Genomic DNA, 18,841 nt, shown 5'->3' with positions numbered 1-18,841 from the left:
ACCTTTCCCTTGAAACAGACACGCTTTTTCCCGGCAGCGCAAGTAATATTGCACTATAGGTTCAAATTCATTCCTTGCCCGTCAGCCGTGCCGGATCATAACGCGGCCGGTCCATCTGGAAACTGTCACCGTTGCGCACATACCAGCCGCTGCCATGGGTGCGGCCGATCAGTTTCATCGCCGGCGTATCGAAATAGACCCGCTCGCGATCGGTGATGAACTCGTCGCGGATATGCGCCATGACGATCTCGCCGATGATCACCGTCTGCATCGTGCCGATGTCCATCGCCGCGACCTTGCGGCATTCGAAGCTGACCGGACTGCTGGCGATCAGCGGCGGCGCGACCAGCACCGACGGCGCGGTCTCGATCCCGGCATAGTCGATCTCGCTGACATCGGCCGGCGCATCGACGCTGCAATGGTTCATCTTCTCGGCATCATCCTCGCACACCAGGTTCACGACGAACTCGCCGGTGGCGATGATGTTGGCGGCCGTATTCTTCAGGCCGCGCGACACCGGCTCCTTCAGCAGGCCCAGCGCCACCAGCGGCGGCTCGGTGCCGACGCAGTTGAAGAAGCTGTAGGGCGCGGCATTGACCACGCCTGCTTCGGACCGGGTGGTGATCCACGCGATCGGACGCGGGGTGATGGTCGAATTGACGATCTTGTAGCGGGTCGCCATCGGCAGGCTGCGCATGTCGAACTGCATGACTTATTCCTTCGCCCCAGTTGCGCCCTTCGCGGCAGCCTTCGCCGCTGCGCGTGCCTTGAACGCCTCGCGGGCGCGGGGCACTTCCTCCCCCGCCTGGCAGGTATGGCAATAGACCAGTTCCAGCGCATGATTGGCCGACAGGTCGCCGCTTTCCGCCTGATCCAGCAGCCGCTTGGTCAGTTCGACCGCATGGGCATTGCCGCCACCGATCGTCGCGCCCAGCGCCAGCGCCTGCGCGACCGCCTCGCCCGGCGGGACCAGCCGGCTGACCAGCCCCAGGCTCAGCGCCTCGGCCGCCTCCAATGTCCGCCCCGAAAAGATGATCTCGGCCGCGCGTGCCCGCCCCAGTTGCCGGGTCAGGAACCAGGCCGCGCCGCCATCGGGCACCAGCCCGAAATCCAGGAACGGCGCACCGAACCGCGCATTGTCCGCCGCGAAGATCATGTCGCAGGCCATCGCCAGGCTCCAGGACACGCCATAGGCGCCGCCCTCCACCGCCGCTACGGTCGGGATCGGCAGCGCGCGCAGCCGGCGGATGATCCGCTGCCCCATCTCCAGCCGCGCCGCCAGCCGCAACGCGCCCTCGCCCCGCGCTGGCGGCAGCTTCACGTCGCCGCCATTGCTGAAATAGCCTTCCGCCCCACGCAGCAGCAGCATCCGCGCCGGCGTCGCATTTTCCAGCCGGTCGAGCGCGGCGGAAAATTGCTCCCACATGGTGAAGGAGACGGTGTTCTTCGCGCGCGGCCGGTTGAGGGTGATGACGGCCACGCCATCCGCGCGCAGCTCGAACAACAGTTCGGGGTCTTCGCTCGGCGCGCTCATCTCACTCTCCCATGCTGATGCCCATGTCGGGCCTGGGGCATGCCTAGACGAGGCGCACACCATGATGCAAGAAAATTTGCATCATGGTGCAGATTCAAGTCGCTTTCGTCTTGGTCTTGGGCGACATCGGCAGCGCGTCCATGCCGCGCTCGGCAATATCCTTGATCAGCGCTTCGACTTCCTTGCGCGCCGCGCCCTTCAGCGAACCGAGCAGGCAGGACAGATAGCTGCTGACCAGCCGGACGATCACCTCGTCATCGGGTATGCGGCCCTGCGCCCAGTCGTTGATGGTCGCATATTCGAAGCGCACCAGATCATCGACCAGCTTGTCGACCTGCACCCAGGGCTGCAACTGCTTCGTGGCGTCGAGCGCCTCGATCCACTGCTTGTTATGATGGATGGCCGGCGAATGCATCGCGGTCCAGATGTCGCGGTCGACATCCGAACTGAAATAGAGCGCCATGATCGCCTTGATATAATTGCGGATCTTCCGGTTCCGCTGGACGACCGAAATCATCCGCTCCAGATTATGCTGCATCGTGCCGGGCGGGCTCGAATAGACGATGCGGCTGACATATTCGTCGAAATATTCCTGGATCGCGGTGGCGATCATCCGCTCACGGGTCTGGAAGGCGTTGTAGAGCGTCCGCTTCGCGACACCCGCGCGCTGGCCGATCTCGTTCATGCTCAGCGCCGCGATCCCCTGTTCGGCGATCACCTTGCGCGTTTCCTCCAATATCCGGCGACGGCGTTCGATGATCGCCGGACTGGAATAGGTCTGCGGCCGATCGCCATTTTCCTTGAGGTCAGCCATGTCCTTGTCCGTCGTCAAATTCGCTCATCCTCCCCGAGGCGCGCCCGGCGGGGGCACGTAACCGACGATCATAACGCAATTGCATGAACGTGCAAATTTGATGCCGCACGGCTGGACTTTGTGCAAGCCCCCGCTCGGCGCAGACAAGGAGCCCCGCCTCCCGATGAAAGGAAGCGGGGCGAAGCAGCATCCGCCACAAGGGGACGGATGCCATGGGAGGTCAGTTGGCCTTGGGCGCGGTTTCCCGCGCGCGCTGGCGGATATAGTGGCGCAGCCCTTCCAGATCGGCGTCGCTCAACTGCTCGAAGGCGCCCATTCCGCGCGCCATCAGCGCCCCGTCATGCACCACCGACTTGAACGTCTCGGCGTCCAGCGGCACCGCCGACTTGCGCAGGTCGGGCGCGGCGCCGCCCGCCATCATGCCCGCGCCATGACAGATGACGCAGCTGCTATTGTAGATGCCGCCGCCGACCTTGGCCTTGGCGGCGTCGACGATGAAGGCCGGATCATCCTGGATCGGCTCGTCCACCGGCTCGAACTTGGGCAGCGCCTTGGTGCCGCCGATCGCAAAGGTCAGCACCCGGCGCTGCTGCTGGCGATAATCCCAGTTGGGCACGTTGGGGAAGCTGCTGCGGAAGCCAGTGATCACCGACACATATTGCTTGCCGCCGACCGTATAGCTGATCGGCGCCGACAATATGCCGTTCTGCGCCGGGAAGGACCAGAGCTTGCGCCCGTCGGTCGCCGAATAGGCGTTGAAATTGCCGTCATTGGTGCCCTGGAACAGCAGGCCGCCACCCGTGGCCATGATGCCGCCGTTGAATACGCCGGGTTGCGGCACCGACCAGGCAACCTTGTTGTTGGCGACATCGAAGGCGACCAGTTTGCTCACCGCAGCGGGCGGCACCAGATTGGCCGGCGGCGCGCCCAGACCGGTATTGACCATCATCCCCGGCTTGTAGGTCCAGTCCTTCACATTGGCCGGATCGACGAACACGCGGCCGCCCTCCATCACCGGAATATAGCTGAGCTTCGTCTTGGGACTGAACGCCATCGCCTGGACGCCATGCGCGCCATTGGGGAAGGGGTACATCATGAACGGCTTGCCGTTCGGATATTGCGCCTCGGGATTGATCTCGGGTCGGCCGGTGACCGGATCGATCCGCTTGGCCCAATTCTGCTTGGCGAACTCGCCGGCCGAGATGAATTTCCCGGTCTCGCGGTCCAGCGCATAGAAGAAGCCGTTCTTGGGCGCATGCATCAGCACCGACCGCACCTTGCCGCCAATCTCGATATCGGCCAGCTCGATATCCATCGCATCGTTGAAATCGTGGCTGTTTTCCGGGTTCACCTGATAGTGCCAGGCATATTCGCCGGTCTTCACGTCGATTGCCACGATCGAGGCGAGATAGAGATTGTCGCCGCCGCCGGGCGAACGGATCTTCTGGTTCCACGGCCAGCCATTGCCGGTGCCCAGGTAGATGCGATCATATTTGGCGTCATAGGCCATGGCGTGCCACACCGTGCCGCCACCGCCGAATTTCCACCATTCGCCGGTCCAGGTCTTGGCCGCCGCCTCCATCGCCTTGTTCTCGAATCCCTTGGCCGGATCGCCGGGCACCACGAACCAGCGCCACGCCTTCTTGCCGGTCTTGGCATCATAGGCGGTCACATAGCCGCGGGTCGGGCTGTAATCCGCGCCGCCAAAGCCGACGACGATCTTGTCGCCGGCCACCCATGGCGGGCCGGTGATATAGCCGTTTTCCGCCTCGTCGAGCGTCTGGACCGACCAGCGCGGCTTACCGGTCTTGGCGTCGACCGCGATCAGCCGGCCTTCGCGCGTCGCGGTATAGATCAGCCCGTCCTTATAGGCGATGCCGCGCGTGCCCCAGCCGGCGCGCATCCGCCATTTCGCCTCCGGCTGGCTCGCCACGTCGGGGTCATATTGCCACAACAACTTGCCGGTCTTGGCGTCGAGCGCATGAACGACCGACAGGCCGACCGCGAAATAGAGGACGCCATCTATCGCCAGCGGCTGGGTATAGCTGTCATAGGTGTCGATATCATAGGACCAGGCGAGACCCAGCTTGCCGACATTGTCGGCGCTGATCTGGTCGAGCGCGCTGTAGTGCTGCTCCTTGTCGTCGCCGCCAAAGCTGGACCAGTTGGCGGTCGGACCGCCCGGCGCTGCGCTGTCCGCGCCGCAGGCGACCAGCCCGCTTGCCAGGGCCAGGATCGCCACGGCCGTCGACACTCTTCCCTTCATGCTCTCATCCTTCTCCGTGCGCCCCTGTTCGCGCCTCTTTATATTGCACCTTGGTGCAGATTCGTGACCCTGTCAACGCGCCTGCGCGCTTGACAGCGATAATCCTCTCCAACATTATTATGCACCATAGAGCAAAATTGATAAGGGGATGATGGAGATGGTGCAGCGTCCTGTCGCCTGCGCGGCCGCGGCCGTCGCTTTATGGGCAAGCCTTGGAAATGCCGCGCCTTCTTCGGCACCGCCCCGATTGTCCACCACGTCCGGGCCGATCCGCGGCGTGATGCGCGACGATGTCCGCTTCTTTGGCGGCATCCCCTATGCCGCGCCCCCAGTCGGCACCAATCGCTGGCGCGCACCGCAACCGATCCGCGCCTGGAAGACCGAGCGTGACGCTACAGGTTTTGCGGCTGATTGCCCCCAGCCACGGCGCAAAGAGGACGCAGCCTTCCCCCAGGATGAAAATTGCCTGACCCTCAACGTCGCTTCGCCCGACCTTGGCGCCCGCAAATTGCCGGTGCTGTTCGTCGTCCATGGCGGCGCCTATTTCGTCGGCTCGGGTCGGGAGCCGTTCCGCAACGGCATGCCGCCGCTGGTCAAGCAGGGTGTCGTCCTTGTCGCGCCCAATTACCGCATCGGGCGGCTCGGCTTCTTCGCCCATCCCGCCCTGACAAAAGAAGCACCCAAGGCAACCGCCAATTTCTGGCTGATGGACCAGGTCGCGGCGCTGCATTGGGTCAGGCAGAACATCGCCCGCTTCGGCGGAGATCCCGACAATGTGACCATCATCGGCTGTTCGGCGGGCGGCTCCAGCATCAATGCGCTGATGGCGACGCCGATGGCCAGGGGCCTGTTCGCGCGGGCCAGCGCCCATTCGGCCGGCGGCCTGTTCAACGCCAACCGCCCTCTGCCCCAGGCGCAGGAGCAAGGGCTGACCTTTGCCCAGCGCACCGGCGTGACCGACAATGGCGCGCCATCGCTCGCGGCCCTGCGCAGGCTCAGCGTCGCACAGGTGCTGGCCGGCGACAGCGGTGCGCCGGACTTTGGCGCAACCGTCGATGGCAGCTGGCTCCCCGCTCCCCTTTCCACCCTGTTCGCAAGGGGCCAGATCGCGCATGTCCCGTTGATCAGCGGATCGACCAGCAACGAAGCCAGCGTCTTTGGCCTGATGGGCTTTGGCCGGGCCGAAATGGCACGCCGCTTCGGCATCGATCTGTCAGCCGTGTCAGCCAGCTATGGCCTGTCCGACGAGGCGGAATTGCTGCGCCAGGTGCAAACCGATTTCCTGTTCACCTCGGCGGCGCTCGGCATGACCCAGTTGGCGGCCCGCGCCGGCCTGCCGACCCGCGCCTATCAGTTCGATTTCGTGCCGCCCGACCAGCGCAGTTCAAAACCCGGCGCAGACCATTGCGCCGACCGGCTGTTCTGGCTCGGCCAGTCCCCCTCGGCCGATACGGAAAGCCAGGCGCTTGCCAGGACCATGTCAGGCTGGATGCTGAACTATGTGCGCAGCGGCGATCCCAACGGCCCCGGCCTGCCGCCATGGCCAGCCACTCAGGACGGTCGCACCAACCCGCTGGTCATCGGCCAGCATATCGCCGCCACCCCGGACTTCCGCGCCCGCCAGCTCGCCCCGTGGTTCGATAAATGGCAGCGGGAAAGTGGCCAATCCTTCGGCTGGACGCCCACGCCATGAGCCTGCGGCTGGAGCATGACGGCGCAGTGGCGATCCTGACGCTCGATCGCCCCGATCGGCGCAATGCCTTCACCATGGCGATGCGCGGCGAGATCGCCACGCTGTTCGACGATCTGGCCCAGGATGACGGGGTTCGAGCGGTCGTCCTGACCGGCGCTGGCGGGCATTTCTGCTCGGGCGCCGATACCGGTGAAATGGGCGCCGCCGACAGTGCCGCCTTTCTCAAGCGGATGCGCGCGCTCCACCGCATGATCCGCGCCATCATGGCCACGCCCAAGCCGGTCATCGCAGCGGTCGACGGCGTCTGCGTCGGCGCCGGCTGGAGCCTGGCACTCGCCTGCGACCTGATCCTCGCCAGCCCGAACGCCAGCTTTGCCCAACTCTTCGGCCGGATCGGCTATGCGCCCGACGCCGGTGCCATCTGGCAATTGACCCGACTGGTCGGCCCGATGCGCGCCAAGGAAATCGTCTATAGCGGCCGGACGCTGACCGCCGATGAAGCCTTGCAGCTCGGCCTCATCCTCTCGATCGAGGCGGACCGCCCGGTCCGCGACGCGGCGATCGACCTGGCCACCCGCCTTGCGCAGGGACCGCCTGTCGCGCAGGCGATGAGCAAGCAATTGTTCGAGGCGACCACGCTATCCTTCGACCAGTTCCTCGACCGCGAGTTCATGGTCCAGCCCCTGCTCGCCACCACCGCCGATCATCGCGAGGGGCTGGCCGCCGCGCGGGACAAGCGCACCCCGAACTTCATCGGCCGATAATCCCTTCATCAGCCTTGCCATCATGATCCCCATGGGGAACGGTGCAGCACGCCCCTGTCAATTTTGCTGTCCATCAGGTTCTTCATGGTCTTCACCGATATCGCCACCCGCACCTACAACCATAATTGGCGGCTCGACCCGATCGTGCGCAGCCTGCTCGACACCGATTTCTACAAGCTGCTGATGCTGCAGATGATCCGGCAGCAGCATCCCGATGTCCAGACCACCTTCAAGCTGATCAACCGCACCCACCATGTGCGCCTGGCCGACATCATCGATGAAGGCGAACTGCGCGCCCAGCTCGACCATGCCCGGTCGCTGCGCTTCAGCAAGAAGGAACTGATCTGGCTGGCGGGCAACAGCTTCTATGGCCGGACCCAGATGTTCAGCCCGGATTTCATTGCCTGGCTCGCGGATTTTCGCCTGCCGGAATATGAGCTGCGTCAGGTCGACGGCCAATATGAGCTCCGCTTCCACGGGCTCTGGATCGACACGATGATGTGGGAGATCCCGGCACTCGCGATCATCAACGAATTGCGATCGCGCGCGGCGATGAAGGGGCGTGGCCGCTTCGCGCTCGACGTGCTTTACGCCCGTGCCAAGGCGAAATTGTGGGAGAAGGTCGAGCGTCTGAGCGCCCTGCCCGATCTCGTCATCTCCGACTTCGGCACGCGCCGTCGCCATGGCTTCCTATGGCAGCGCTGGTGCGTCGAGGCGCTGAAGGAAGGGCTCGGCGACCGCTTCATCGGCTCGTCCAACGTGCTGCTGGCGATGGATGCCGATCTGGAGGCGATCGGCACCAATGCGCATGAATTGCCTATGGTGCTGGCCGCGCTGGCACCGGATGACGCTGCGCTCGCCCGCGCGCCCTATGCGGTTCTGGAACAATGGCAGGCCCATTATGGCGGCAATCTGCGCATCGCCCTGCCCGATGCGTTCGGCACCGCCGCCTTCCTGAAGGATGCGCCGGACTGGGTGGCCGACTGGACCGGTTTCCGTCCCGACAGCGCCCCACCGATCGAGGCGGGCGAACAGATCATCCGCTGGTGGCAGGAAAAGGGGCGTGATCCGCGCAACAAGCTGCTGATCTTTTCCGATGGCATGGATGTCGACAGTATCGAGGCGACCTATCGCCATTTCCATGGCCGCGTGCGCATGAGCTTTGGCTGGGGCACCAATCTCACCAATGATTTTCGCGGCTGCGCCCCGTTCGAAACCGACGGGCTCGATCCGATCTCACTGGTGTGCAAGGTGGTGGACGCCAATGGTCGCCCGGCGGTCAAGCTGTCGGACAATCCCGCCAAGGCGACCGGCGATCCGGCCGAGATCGACCGCTATCTGCGCATTTTCGGCGACGACGGGCGAAAGGCGGTCGCGGTTCAGGTCTAGCCGCAACGGACATGCACCTTGGTCTCTTCATTGGTCCCGCGCAGCGTCGCCATCATCGCCGGCAGCTGATCCAGCGAGATCGCATTGCTGATGATCGCCTTGGGATCAACATGCCCCTTGTCCATCTGGTCGGCGATGTGCAGGAATTCCGCCATGCGGTAGCCGACGGCAAATTGCAGGCTGGCGCATTTATAGGATGCCAGCGCCGGAATGACCGCATCCGGCGCCGTGCAGAAGCCCAGCGACACGATCCGCCCGAATGGCGCGACATGGTTCACCGCCCGCCCCAGCATCCCGTCCACCCCGACAGCCTCGAACACGATCCGGGGCGCGCCGCCCAGCGCTTCGATCACCTGCCCCTTTTCCTCGTCGCCGAAAGAGAAGAAGGCATCGGCACCCATGGCGATCGCCAGATCACGCCGCCGGGCGGATCGCGACAGGACCACGATCCGCCCCGCCCCCAATCGCCGCGCCCAGTAGATGGCATAGAGCGCAACCGTGCCGCCGCCGAGCACCAGCACCGGGTCGCCGGGGCGGATATCGGCAAAGCGCGCGCCATACAGGCTGACGGCCAGCGGCTCGATCAGCGCGCCATCGGCCAGGGACAGGGTTTCGGGCAGGCGTACCGCCGCACCGGCCGGCACCACCGCAAATTCGGCAAAGCCCCGCATCGCGCCGCCCGGCTTTGCGCCGCACAATACCGGATTGCCATGTTCCTGGCAGGGAGTGCACTGGCCGCAGCCGATCGAGGGCATGACCGCGACCCGGTCGCCAGCACGAAAGCGATCGACACCCGCGCCAACGTCCACCACTTCGCCGGCATATTCATGGCCGATCTGTACGCCGCGGCCATAATCCCATATGCCGCCCCTCGTCATCGAAAGGTCGGTGCCACAGATGCCGCAGCGGTGGACGCGGATCAGCAATTCCCCCATGGCCGGTCGCGGATCGGGCAGGTCGGCGATGACGATCGGCTGTCCATCGCCCGGATAGATGGCCGCCTTCATCGCCCTGCCTCCGCCAGGTCGAAGCGCGCCACATAATCGCCGAACGCCGACCGCACCTCTTGCGCACTCATGCCATAGTCAGCGATCGAATAGCGATGAACGCCATGCTGCATCTCGGGCTTGTCCGCGATCCGCTGTGCCATGGCCATGCGCGTCGCATCGGGCATCTCCATGCCGATAAAGGCATAGATTCGCTCCAGCACGGCCATGGGCTGCGCATGGAAATCGCCATGGACGATATCGAGCAATTGGCCCGGATGGCGTTCCGCCACCTTTTCCGCCTTGCGCACGGCATGGGACCATTTGGCCGTTTCGCGTGCCAGCATCAGCGCGCCGCGCTCGGCCGCCCGCCCGTCCTCCATCGCGCCATGCCCCGCCATCAGCAGTGATACGAGCGAAGGCAAGGCCTTGGCCGGATCGCGATGGGTCTGGATCACCTTTGCATCGGGAAAGACGGCAAAGAGCAGGTCTAGATTTTCGATATGGCCAGGATTTTTGAGCAGCCAGCGCTTGTCCGGGTCGTTGGCGCCGATCAACTGCACACAGCGGCGATAATGGTCATAGCCCGCCGCCTCGCTCTGCGCGCACCACCACGCGTCATAGCTTGCCGCCGACCAGCCGCAGCTCCACAGGTTGGAAACAAAGGACTGGCGCAGCAGCATGCAGCATTCATGCACTTCCTCGGCCGCGACATGATGCGCGGCCCGCTTGGCTGGCGCATCGACATAGCGCCGCTTCAGCAAGGCGACCGAACGGCGGAAATCGGCATCGTCCTGCCAGCTTTCGACCGGTGGACGCGGACGCGGCGTATCGAGCAGCCAGCTTTGCAGCCCCTGGAAGCGTGGATCGACCGCCATCAGCCGATGCAGCGCCGTGGTCCCGGTGCGCGGCACGCCGGTGATGACGACAGGACTCAGGATCGGCCGGGCATCGAAGCCCGGATGCGCCTTCATCGCCGCGATCGCACTTGCCCGGCCGCGCAGAACGCCGACCACATGGCCCCAGGCAGTGCGCCGCCCCGCCGCGGTAAAGCGCGGATCATAATCCATCGACTGGAGCAGCACGCGAAGCCCCGGCAGATAATCGTCGGGGCCAAAATCATCATGGCCGGTTTCCGCCGTCACCAGATCGTGCAACTGGTCGAGCGCAGCGGCGAAGCGTAGCGGCGGTTCATATCCATTCGACATCACTGGCAATCCCCCCCTTTCACCAGCGCCGCCGACGCTGGCAGGCCCGCACCCCCAGCCCCAACTCCTCGGCGCGCTGCTGCGGCGTGACGATCGGCGTGTCGGCGGGCAAATGGGTGCGCAACGCGTTCAGCTTCACCCGCGTGATGGTCGGCACCGGCGCGCTGTCGCAATCATACCAGCGGCCATAGATGCCGCCTTCGCGATAGCCGGCAGGATCGAGCCAGTTGGGCACGCCGGGGTCTTCCAGCGCGATGACGGCCCGATATTTGCCGTCACGGCTCAGCTTCGCATAATGGCCGTTGCTGCTGGACAGGCGATAGACATATTCCAGCGCGTTGAAATAGGGGTCGTTGAGCTGGATATTCCAGTAGGGCGCATGGGCCGGGATGTCGGTCTCGATGATCAGCGCCTCATCGGCGTCGAACTGGAAGCAGGCCGGCCAGTAGACCTGTTTGGCAAGCGCGCCGGGCATCCGCACCGGCTCGAACCGGTTGAAGCCGACCCGCTCCTTCACGCCATTCTGCATCGGATAATAAAGCCGCGTCTTGCGGCCGGGGAACTTTGCCATTTCCCGGATGCGCGCGACAATCTCCTCCGGCGACAGGCGCGGCTTGGGCGGCACCGGATCCAGACATTCGATCGTCAGTTGCGGATCGACCTCGTTCAGCCAGTCATAGCTGCGATAGCGCACCATCAGCCCGCCCGCCTGAGGATCGATCGGCGCCCATTTGCCAACATAGCCCGCCGGGCGCCGGGCGCTCAGGATCAGTTCGAAATGCTCCCCCGGCTCCAGCCCCAGATCGTTGTCGTCCACCTCATGATGGCCATTGGGTCGGGGCATTTCATCGACCGTCCCGGACAAGGCCCTTTGGGTGGTGAAGCTCAATATCTTGCAACTGCCCCGATTGCCGGCGATGCGGTAGGTCAGATCCCCGCGGATCGGCGACTGGAGATAGATATCGTCCGGATTGGGCTGGAGCGTATAGACCGGGTTCCACAAGGGGGCCCAATCGGGATGCTCCGGCGTGGCATGGAAATAGGCGAAATAGGCATAGGACAGGCTGGTCATCGTCTGGCGGTAAACGTCGGCGCGATAGGCCGGATCGTCGGGGCGCCAGGTATCGCCAAGATTGGCGACCGCGCTCTCCAGATCAGTCAGATAGGCCAGGATGTCGGGTTCAATGATCATGATGGCATGCCTCTCCTCTGCCACTGGCGGGCAGTACATAGATAGTATTCACTATCATTCTGTTTTAGGAGAGGCCCCGGCCCGAGATCGCCGGCGCGATGGATCGCGGTTCAGCGCCGCATGAACCCCATCCAGCGCAGCAGGCAATAGCTGACGCCAGCAGCCCCGGCAGCCACCAGTGTCGCGGTCAGCGTGCCGTGCGACGCACCGGCAAAGGGCATGCCTCCGGTGTTCATGCCGAACAGTCCGGTGACCAGGGTCGCCGGCAGCATCAGCGCGGTGATGATCGACAGGATGTAGAGATTCTGGTTGGTCCGCTGCGCCGCCTGTATGTCCAGTTCGTCGCGCAGCAGCCGCAATTGCGCTTGCCCTTCCAATATGTCGGCGTCCAGCGCCTGCAGCCGCTGGGTCAGTTTCTCGACCGTGGGCAGCAGCGCGTCCGGCAGTTCCTCGTCCCGCTCCAGCCGCTGGAACACGCCCCGCGCGCCCGACAGCAGGCGATGCAGTTGCGCGAGCCGGCGACGAATGCCGACCAGGTCGCGCGGCTGGGGCGGATGATGCCCCTCCAGAAAGGCGTCCTCGGCGCGCTGGATGTCGGCCGACAGGGTGCGGCTGATATCGGCGATATTCTCGGCAATGGCGCCGACCAGCAGGTCCAGCGCCTGCGCCCCGCCGATGACGCCCCTCGTCCGCTTCAGCCGATGACGCGCAATGTCGGCGCAGCGCAGCGGATGCAGCCGGGTGGTCAGCATCAATGTCGGCGTCAACGCCATGCGCAGCGCACCCACCCGCGCGGTATCGGCCACATCGAAATCCCGCTCGAAATCATGCAGGACGCAGCCGACCGTGTCGCCATCGACCAGCGCCCGCTGATGCGTATCGGGCGACAGGATCAGTTCGCGCACCGCCTCGGGCAGCATCGCCGCCCCCTCGATCCATTGCCGCGTGCCATGATCGGCCAGGTTCAGGTGCAGCCAGCGAAAGCCGCCCGTCGTCCCGCCATCGCAATGATCCACCGGCCTGATCGCATCAGGCGCGAAGTCCAGCCCCCAGATCAGCCCCGGCCCCATGCCCGGAACCGGCAAGATGATGGGGATCAGCGGGTCGTTCCGGTCGCCGATATGCCGCTCCTGTCGATCAGAAGATCTGCGCGAAGACCATATATAGCAGCCCTGCGAGCAGGATCGAACAGGGCAATGTCAGCACCCAGGCCATCAGCAGGTTGCGTACCGTCGCCATCTGCAGACCCGATCCATTGGCCGCCATCGTGCCGGCCACGCCCGACGACAAGACATGGGTGGTCGAAACCGGCAGGCCCATATGGTCCGCGCCAAAGATCGTCGCCATCGCCACCAGCTCGGCCGAGGCACCCTGTGCATAGGTGAGGTGCGTCTTGCCGATCTTCTCGCCCACCGTGACCACGATCCGCCGCCAGCCGACCATGGTGCCCAGGCCCAGCGCAAAGGCGACGGCAATCTTCACCCAGGTCGGAATGAAGCGGGTGCCGGCATCAAGCGAGCCCTTGTAGGTCGTCAGCGCCTTCATTTTCGCTTCGGAAAGACCTGCCGCCTTTTCCTTGCCCAGCCGCTTGATCGCTTCGGACGCCAGATACATGTCGTTGCGGATGTTGGAGACAGCAGCGGCCGGCACCTGCGCCAGCGATCCATAATTCATCACCTGCCGATCGACATCGGCGATCAGCAGCGACAGCGCCGGCATGGTCGTGTCGGCAAAACGCTTATCGGCGATATAGCGCGTGACCTGCGCCCGCGCCTCGGCCGGCCGCATCATGGCGGGCGCGCGCTGGCCAAGCGCCGCCGTGGCGGCAATCGAATTGGCGTGGAATTCGGTGGTATAGCGCGCCGGCACCGCGCGGTTGAGCGCATAGGCAGTCGGCACCGTGCCGATCAGGATTAGCATGATGAGGCCCATGCCCTTCTGCCCGTCATTGGAGCCATGGGCGAAGCTGACGCCGGTGCAGGTGAAGATCAGCAGCGCACGGATCCACAATGGCGGCGGCATGCCGTTCTGCGGCTCGCGATAGAGCGCCTTGTTGCGGACCAGGACTTTCATTGCCACGAACAGCAGCGCCGCCAGGCCAAAGCCGATCAGCGGCGAAAAGAGCAGTGCCTGGCCGATCTCGGTCGCCTTGCTCCAGTCGACGCCGGACGTGCCGCTCTTGCCGTGCAGCAGCGCATTGGCAACGCCGACGCCGATGATCGATCCGATCAGCGTGTGCGAGCTGGACGACGGGATGCCCAGCCACCAGGTGGCGAGGTTCCATAGGATCGCCGCGATCAGCAACGCGAACACCATGGCGAAACCGGCGCTGGACCCGACCTGCAGGATCAGTTCGACCGGCAGCAGCGACACGATGCCGAACGCGACTGCGCCGGTCGACAGCAGCACGCCCAGGAAATTGAAGAAGCCCGACCAGACCACCGCGATATTGGCCGGCATCGCATTGGTGTAGATCACCGTCGCCACCGCATTGGCGGTGTCGTGGAAGCCATTCACGAATTCGAAGCCGAGCGCGATCAGCAGCGCCAGGAACAGCAGCAGGAAGGGCAGATAGGCGGTCGGCGCCACGCCCACCGCCGTCGCATCGCTATAGACGCTGTAGACGACATAGATCAGCGCGGCGATGATGGCAGCGCCAAAGCCGATCGAGCCGGCCATGCCCAGCCCCTTGTCCATCTCGGGCCGGCGTGCCCCGCCAATTGCCACGCTTGCATTCATCGAATCGTCCCCGAACGGCAAATAATGTTAACCCTCTAGGTCCGCTGCATGACAGCCGCGTTGCGGTGCTGAAATTGAAGGAAAATTCGCGCCCGGCGCTTGCCCATCGGCAATCCGTCCGCCTAGGGTCGCCCGACACATAAGTTGGAGCGAAGATTTGGACGTCATTTCGGTCGTATTATTCCTGTTGCTGGCTGTCGTCGTCAGTGGCGCCCTGTCGCGCATGATGCCGATTTCCATCCCGACACCTCTGGTCCAGATCGCCCTTGGCGCGATCATCGGCCTGTCGACATCGCACAGGGTCGCGCTCGATCCCGAAATATTCCTGCTCTTGTTCCTGCCGCCTCTGCTGTTCCTCGACGGCTGGCGCATTCCCAAGGATGAACTGCTCAAGGACGCCTCGACCGTGGTCGAACTGGCGCTGGGGCTGGTGCTGACCACCGTCATCGGCATGGGCTTCTTCATCAACTGGATGATCCCGGCGATGCCGCTCGCCGTCGCCTTCGCGCTGGCCGCCGTGGTCTCGCCGACCGATCCGATCGCCGTGTCCGCCATCGCCGCGCGCGTGCCCATTCCCAAGCGCATGATGCACATCCTCGAAGGGGAATCGCTGCTCAACGACGCATCCGGCCTGGTCTGCCTGCGCTTCGCCATTGCGGCGGCGCTGACCGGCAGCTTTTCCGCCGGCGATGCCGCGCTCAACTTCCTCTGGCTCGCCTTTGCCGGCATCGCGATCGGCGTGGGCGTCACGCTGGTCGTGTCGCGCGCCAAGGCCTGGGTCACGCGCCGTTGGGGCGAGGAAACCGGGTCGCAGATCCTGGTCAGCCTGCTGATCCCCTTCGGCTCCTATATCCTGGCCGAACATGTCCATGCCTCCGGCATCCTGGCCGCCGTCGCCGCCGGCGTGACCATGACCTTCGCCGAAATCTCGCGCGAGGCGATGGCCGAAACCCGGATGCGCCGCAATTCGGTGTGGGACACGATCCAGTTCACGCTCAACGGCATCATCTTCGTGCTGCTGGGCGAACAATTGCCCGGCATCCTTGCCGAAGCGAAGCGCACGGTCGCGCTGACCGGCCATAGCGAACCCGGCTGGCTAGCACTCTACACGGTTGCGATCGTCGTCGGCCTGGCTGCGCTGCGTTTCCTGTGGGTGTGGCTGTCGCTGCGCTTCACCATCCTGCGCAACCAGTATCGCGGCGTCGATGGTCCGCGCCGGCCCAATTGGCGGCTGGTGGCGGCGACCTCCTTCGCCGGGGTGCGCGGCGCCATCACCCTTGCCGGTGTGCTCACCCTGCCGCTCGCGCTCAACGACGGCACCCCCTTTCCGGCGCGCGATCTTGCCATCTTCCTGGCCGCGGGGGTCATCATCCTGTCGCTGATCCTGGCCAGCGTCGCGCTGCCGCTACTGCTCAAGAATCTCGACATGCCGGCCGAAGCCAACAAGGCCGCGGAAGAGGACGCCGCCCGCATCGTCACCGCCGAGGCAGCGATCCAGGCGATCGAGCGGCATCAGCATGACCTGGCCGAAACCCATGGCCATGCCGAACGCTATGCCGAGGCTGGCGCGCGCGTGATGGATCTGTATCGCGAGCGGATCGAGGCCCTGGGCGCAGCCGAAGCCGACAGCCTGCGCGCGCAGGGCGCCCTGTTCCGCGATTTCCGCATGGTCGGCGTCGCGGCAGAACGCGCCGCCCTCCTCACCCTGCTGCGCAGCCGCAAGATCGGCAGCGAGGTCGGGCGCAAGCTCACCCGTGAGCTTGACCTGTCCGAAGCGCGCCTACGCGCATGAGCGGGGACAGAATGGACAAGCCGGCCCGGCGGCCGCGCCGATCCTCGGCGGAGGTCGCCAGCCGGCTGATCCAGGCGGCGCAGGAGGAATTTCGCCGCCATGGCTATGCCGGCGCGACCACCGCCGCGATCGCCCGCGCCGCCGACACGACCGAGGCGCAACTGTTTCGCAGCTTCGCGTCCAAGGCCGCACTGTTCCAGGAAGCCGTGTTCCGCCCGCTCAGCCAGCATCTCGAACGCTTCAATGCGGATCATCCGGTGCCGCAGGACGATGCCAGCCGCGCGGATACCGCACGCCTCTACATCGCCGAACTGCAACGCTTCGTCACCGAGCATGAGGCACTGCTGCGGGCGATGATGCTGGCTGGCGGCCCGGCGGGAGAGACCGGCAATCCGATCGAGAGCCTGGCCGCCTATTTCGAGCAGGGCGCCGCCGTCCAGTCGGCCCGGATCGAGGGTACGCCACGCGTCGATCCGCGCCTGATGGTCCGCGCCGCCTTTGCCGCGGTGCTCGCCAATCGGCTGTTTCGCGACTGGCTCTATCCGGCGGGGCTGGCGGACGATTCCAGCATCGACGCCGCGATCGCCGATTTCGTGCTGGACGGGATCAACGCCAATCGGGGCTGAGCGTCCGCCCGCATTTCCAGCCTATGTGTCAGCGCCGACAAATTCCCCGGCCCATCCCATGATAGCAGACCCTTCTGTCTGCAACGAGAAGGACCGGCGTGCTGGAATATCTGGGAAAGGGCGAGCATCTTCTCTCGCTATGGCTTGGCCTGTTCGTCGCGACCGGGATCGGGGCAGGCATCGTCAGCGGCTATTTCAAGGCACGCAAGATCCAGCCGCGCGGCTTCAAATGGAAGATTTTCCGGAACGAGGCCGGCTTTGCCGTCATCAACCTCGCCATCACCGGCCTGCTCCTCGGCACGATCAAGACCAAGCTGGTCGAAATCGGCGCGATCAGCTTCAACCCGGCGCCCGCCGCCTGGTGGACGATCGCGCTCGAATATGCGCTCTATTTCTTCCTGTTCGACACCTATTTCTACTGGCTGCACCGCTGGATGCACAAGGAACCGGTCTATAGCTGGGTCCACAAGCTGCACCATAAGTCGACATCCCCCAACCTGCTCACCACCCTGTCGGTCAGCCCGCTGGAATCGCTGATCAATGGCGGCTTCGTGCCGCTGTTCCTGACCGTCTTCACCGTCCATGACGCGACCGTCGCGCTGATCGTGCCGACCAACATCATCATGGGCCTCTATGTCCATTCCGGCTATGAGATGCTGCCGCGCTGGTGGAACCGCAGCTGGGCGACCAAATGGTTCATCTCCGCCACCTTCCACGATCAGCATCATCGCTATTTCACCGGCAATTTCGGTGGCTACACGACGATCTGGGACCGACTGTGCGGCACCATGCGCCCGAAGTTCGAGGCGGATTTCGACAAGATCAAGCAGCGCCGGAAGACGGATGACGTCCCGGTTACCACCGCCAGCGAAAGTGCCTGATCCATGCGCGACATCGCCCTTCTGCTCGCCCTGCTGCCCGTCGGCGCGGCCCCGCTCCGTGCCCAGACGCCTCCGCCGGTTGGCGCGACCCTGATGGCACCCGGCCTGCCCGTGGCCGATCTCGACAAGGCGCTGCGCTTCTATCAGGTCGCACTCGGCCTCGTCCCCGCCACCACGCTGCAACATGGGCCCGTGACCGAAGTCATGCTCTGCGCCGACGGCAAGGGCGGCCGGCTGACCCTGATCCTGCTGCACGACAAGGCGCAGAAGGCGCCGCCGGCCGACAACGGCATCGCCAAGATCGTGCTGCGCGTGCCCGACCTGTCGGGTGTCGCATCCCGCATGCAGGCGGCGGGCTATCCGGTCGGTGCGATCCGCGCATCGGGCAAGGGGCCGGCCATTTTGCTGATCCACGATCCCGACGGCCATGAACTGGAACTGGTCGGCAATCCGCCCAACCCGGCCTAGGGTCCGTACTCAATAAGGTTGCGCGCGCGCGATGGCGCTGATTCAAGGGTTAGTGCGAGAGCAGGAGACCTTGATGGCACGGCAGTTGACGTGGTTGAGCGATGCGGAGTGGGCAAAGATCGAGCCTTTGTTGCCGCAGGGTCGTAAAGGAGCGCGGCGGGTCGATGATCGAAGGGTGATTTCGGGCATCGTCCACATGCTCAAGATCGGCGCGCGGTGGCGCGACTGCCCGCCGGAATATGGCCCCTACACGACGATCTACAACCGCTTCCATCGCTGGAGCCAGCAAGGTGTATGGTTCGAGGTCTTCGAGGCGCTGACTGGATACAGTGGGGTTTGGGGCTCGTCCGCGATCGACTCGACCAGCATCAAGGTCCATCGCTCGGCCGCCGGCGCAAAAGGGGGGCCTTCGCGCAAGGCATCGGAACCTCGCGCGGCGGACGCACCAGCAAGATCCACGGACTGACCGACGCTGCCGGAAGGCCGCGC

The 18,841-nt window shown here is 64.8% G+C and carries 16 protein-coding genes and 1 pseudogene; 8 read left to right on the top strand and 9 right to left on the bottom strand.

The window, feature by feature from the left end:
* Positions 1–67: 67 nt before the first annotated feature.
* The 4 genes from CG471_RS20610 to CG471_RS20595 all read right to left on the bottom strand — a co-directional run bounded on the left by CG471_RS20610 (position 68) and on the right by CG471_RS20595 (position 4,614).
* A complete protein-coding gene (locus CG471_RS20610; RefSeq protein ID WP_099233436.1) occupies positions 68–709 on the bottom strand; it encodes a flavin reductase family protein in 642 nt (213 codons plus the stop codon).
* A gap of 3 nt (positions 710–712) precedes the next feature.
* A complete protein-coding gene (locus CG471_RS20605; protein ID WP_099233434.1) occupies positions 713–1,534 on the bottom strand; it encodes an enoyl-CoA hydratase/isomerase family protein in 822 nt (273 codons plus the stop codon).
* 94 nt (positions 1,535–1,628) lie between these two features.
* Positions 1,629–2,366, bottom strand: a complete 738-nt coding sequence (locus CG471_RS20600; RefSeq protein WP_097382884.1) for a TetR/AcrR family transcriptional regulator — start codon at positions 2,364–2,366, stop codon at positions 1,629–1,631.
* A gap of 202 nt (positions 2,367–2,568) precedes the next feature.
* Positions 2,569–4,614 carry a PQQ-dependent dehydrogenase, methanol/ethanol family gene (locus tag CG471_RS20595; RefSeq protein ID WP_180275755.1) on the bottom strand — a complete coding sequence of 682 codons (2,046 nt, stop codon included), beginning with the start codon at positions 4,612–4,614 and terminating at the stop codon, positions 2,569–2,571.
* A gap of 157 nt (positions 4,615–4,771) precedes the next feature.
* On the opposite strand from CG471_RS20595, the gene CG471_RS20590 reads away from it, so the two are divergent.
* From CG471_RS20590 to pncB, 3 genes are all read left to right on the top strand, one after another.
* Entirely contained in the window at positions 4,772–6,307 is a 1,536-nt protein-coding gene (locus tag CG471_RS20590; RefSeq protein WP_257211632.1) for a carboxylesterase/lipase family protein, read from the top strand.
* Positions 6,304–7,071 (top strand): enoyl-CoA hydratase/isomerase family protein, encoded by a 768-nt coding sequence (locus tag CG471_RS20585; RefSeq protein ID WP_099233430.1) that lies wholly within the window; start codon positions 6,304–6,306, stop codon positions 7,069–7,071. Before CG471_RS20590 ends, CG471_RS20585 begins: the two co-directional genes overlap by 4 nt.
* Before the next feature lie 84 nt (positions 7,072–7,155).
* A complete protein-coding gene (pncB, locus tag CG471_RS20580) occupies positions 7,156–8,460 on the top strand; it encodes a nicotinate phosphoribosyltransferase (protein ID WP_099233452.1) in 1,305 nt (434 codons plus the stop codon).
* Here pncB and CG471_RS20575 read toward each other — a convergent pair.
* The 5 genes from CG471_RS20575 to CG471_RS20555 form a co-directional block, all read right to left on the bottom strand.
* The gene (locus CG471_RS20575) at positions 8,457–9,467 is read right to left on the bottom strand and encodes an alcohol dehydrogenase catalytic domain-containing protein (RefSeq protein WP_099233428.1); all 1,011 of its coding nucleotides are present in this window, start codon (positions 9,465–9,467) and stop codon (positions 8,457–8,459) included. The two genes, pncB and CG471_RS20575, sit on opposite strands and share 4 nt — an antisense overlap.
* Positions 9,464–10,657 (bottom strand): sulfotransferase, encoded by a 1,194-nt coding sequence (locus CG471_RS20570; RefSeq protein ID WP_099233426.1) that lies wholly within the window; start codon positions 10,655–10,657, stop codon positions 9,464–9,466. The genes CG471_RS20575 and CG471_RS20570 overlap by 4 nt, the downstream gene beginning before the upstream one ends.
* Positions 10,658–10,673: 16 nt before the next feature.
* Positions 10,674–11,846 carry a hypothetical protein gene (locus CG471_RS20565; RefSeq protein ID WP_099233424.1) on the bottom strand — a complete coding sequence of 391 codons (1,173 nt, stop codon included), beginning with the start codon at positions 11,844–11,846 and terminating at the stop codon, positions 10,674–10,676.
* A gap of 110 nt (positions 11,847–11,956) precedes the next feature.
* Positions 11,957–12,931: a transporter gene (locus CG471_RS20560; RefSeq protein ID WP_257211630.1), complete on the bottom strand. Its 975-nt coding sequence runs from the start codon at positions 12,929–12,931 to the stop codon at positions 11,957–11,959.
* 52 nt (positions 12,932–12,983) lie between these two features.
* Positions 12,984–14,543 (bottom strand): inorganic phosphate transporter, encoded by a 1,560-nt coding sequence (locus tag CG471_RS20555; protein ID WP_099233421.1) that lies wholly within the window; start codon positions 14,541–14,543, stop codon positions 12,984–12,986.
* 199 nt (positions 14,544–14,742) lie between these two features.
* On the opposite strand from CG471_RS20555, the gene CG471_RS20550 reads away from it, so the two are divergent.
* From CG471_RS20550 to CG471_RS20530, 5 genes and pseudogenes are all read left to right on the top strand, one after another.
* Positions 14,743–16,377 (top strand): Na+/H+ antiporter, encoded by a 1,635-nt coding sequence (locus CG471_RS20550; protein WP_099233419.1) that lies wholly within the window; start codon positions 14,743–14,745, stop codon positions 16,375–16,377.
* Entirely contained in the window at positions 16,374–17,003 is a 630-nt protein-coding gene (locus tag CG471_RS20545; protein ID WP_099233418.1) for a TetR/AcrR family transcriptional regulator, read from the top strand. The genes CG471_RS20550 and CG471_RS20545 overlap by 4 nt, the downstream gene beginning before the upstream one ends.
* 98 nt (positions 17,004–17,101) lie before the next feature.
* Positions 17,102–17,884: a sterol desaturase family protein gene (locus CG471_RS20540; RefSeq protein ID WP_099233416.1), complete on the top strand. Its 783-nt coding sequence runs from the start codon at positions 17,102–17,104 to the stop codon at positions 17,882–17,884.
* 3 nt (positions 17,885–17,887) lie between these two features.
* Positions 17,888–18,352, top strand: a complete 465-nt coding sequence (locus tag CG471_RS20535; protein ID WP_099233414.1) for a VOC family protein — start codon at positions 17,888–17,890, stop codon at positions 18,350–18,352.
* A 31-nt stretch (positions 18,353–18,383) separates the two neighbouring features.
* A pseudogene (locus CG471_RS20530) lies at positions 18,384–18,841 on the top strand (IS5 family transposase); the annotation flags it as partial.

It is taken from the genome of Sphingobium sp. IP1 (assembly GCF_002708645.1).
GTDB lineage: Bacteria > Pseudomonadota > Alphaproteobacteria > Sphingomonadales > Sphingomonadaceae > Sphingobium > Sphingobium yanoikuyae.
This window is presented reverse-complemented; position numbering and strand designations above follow the sequence as displayed.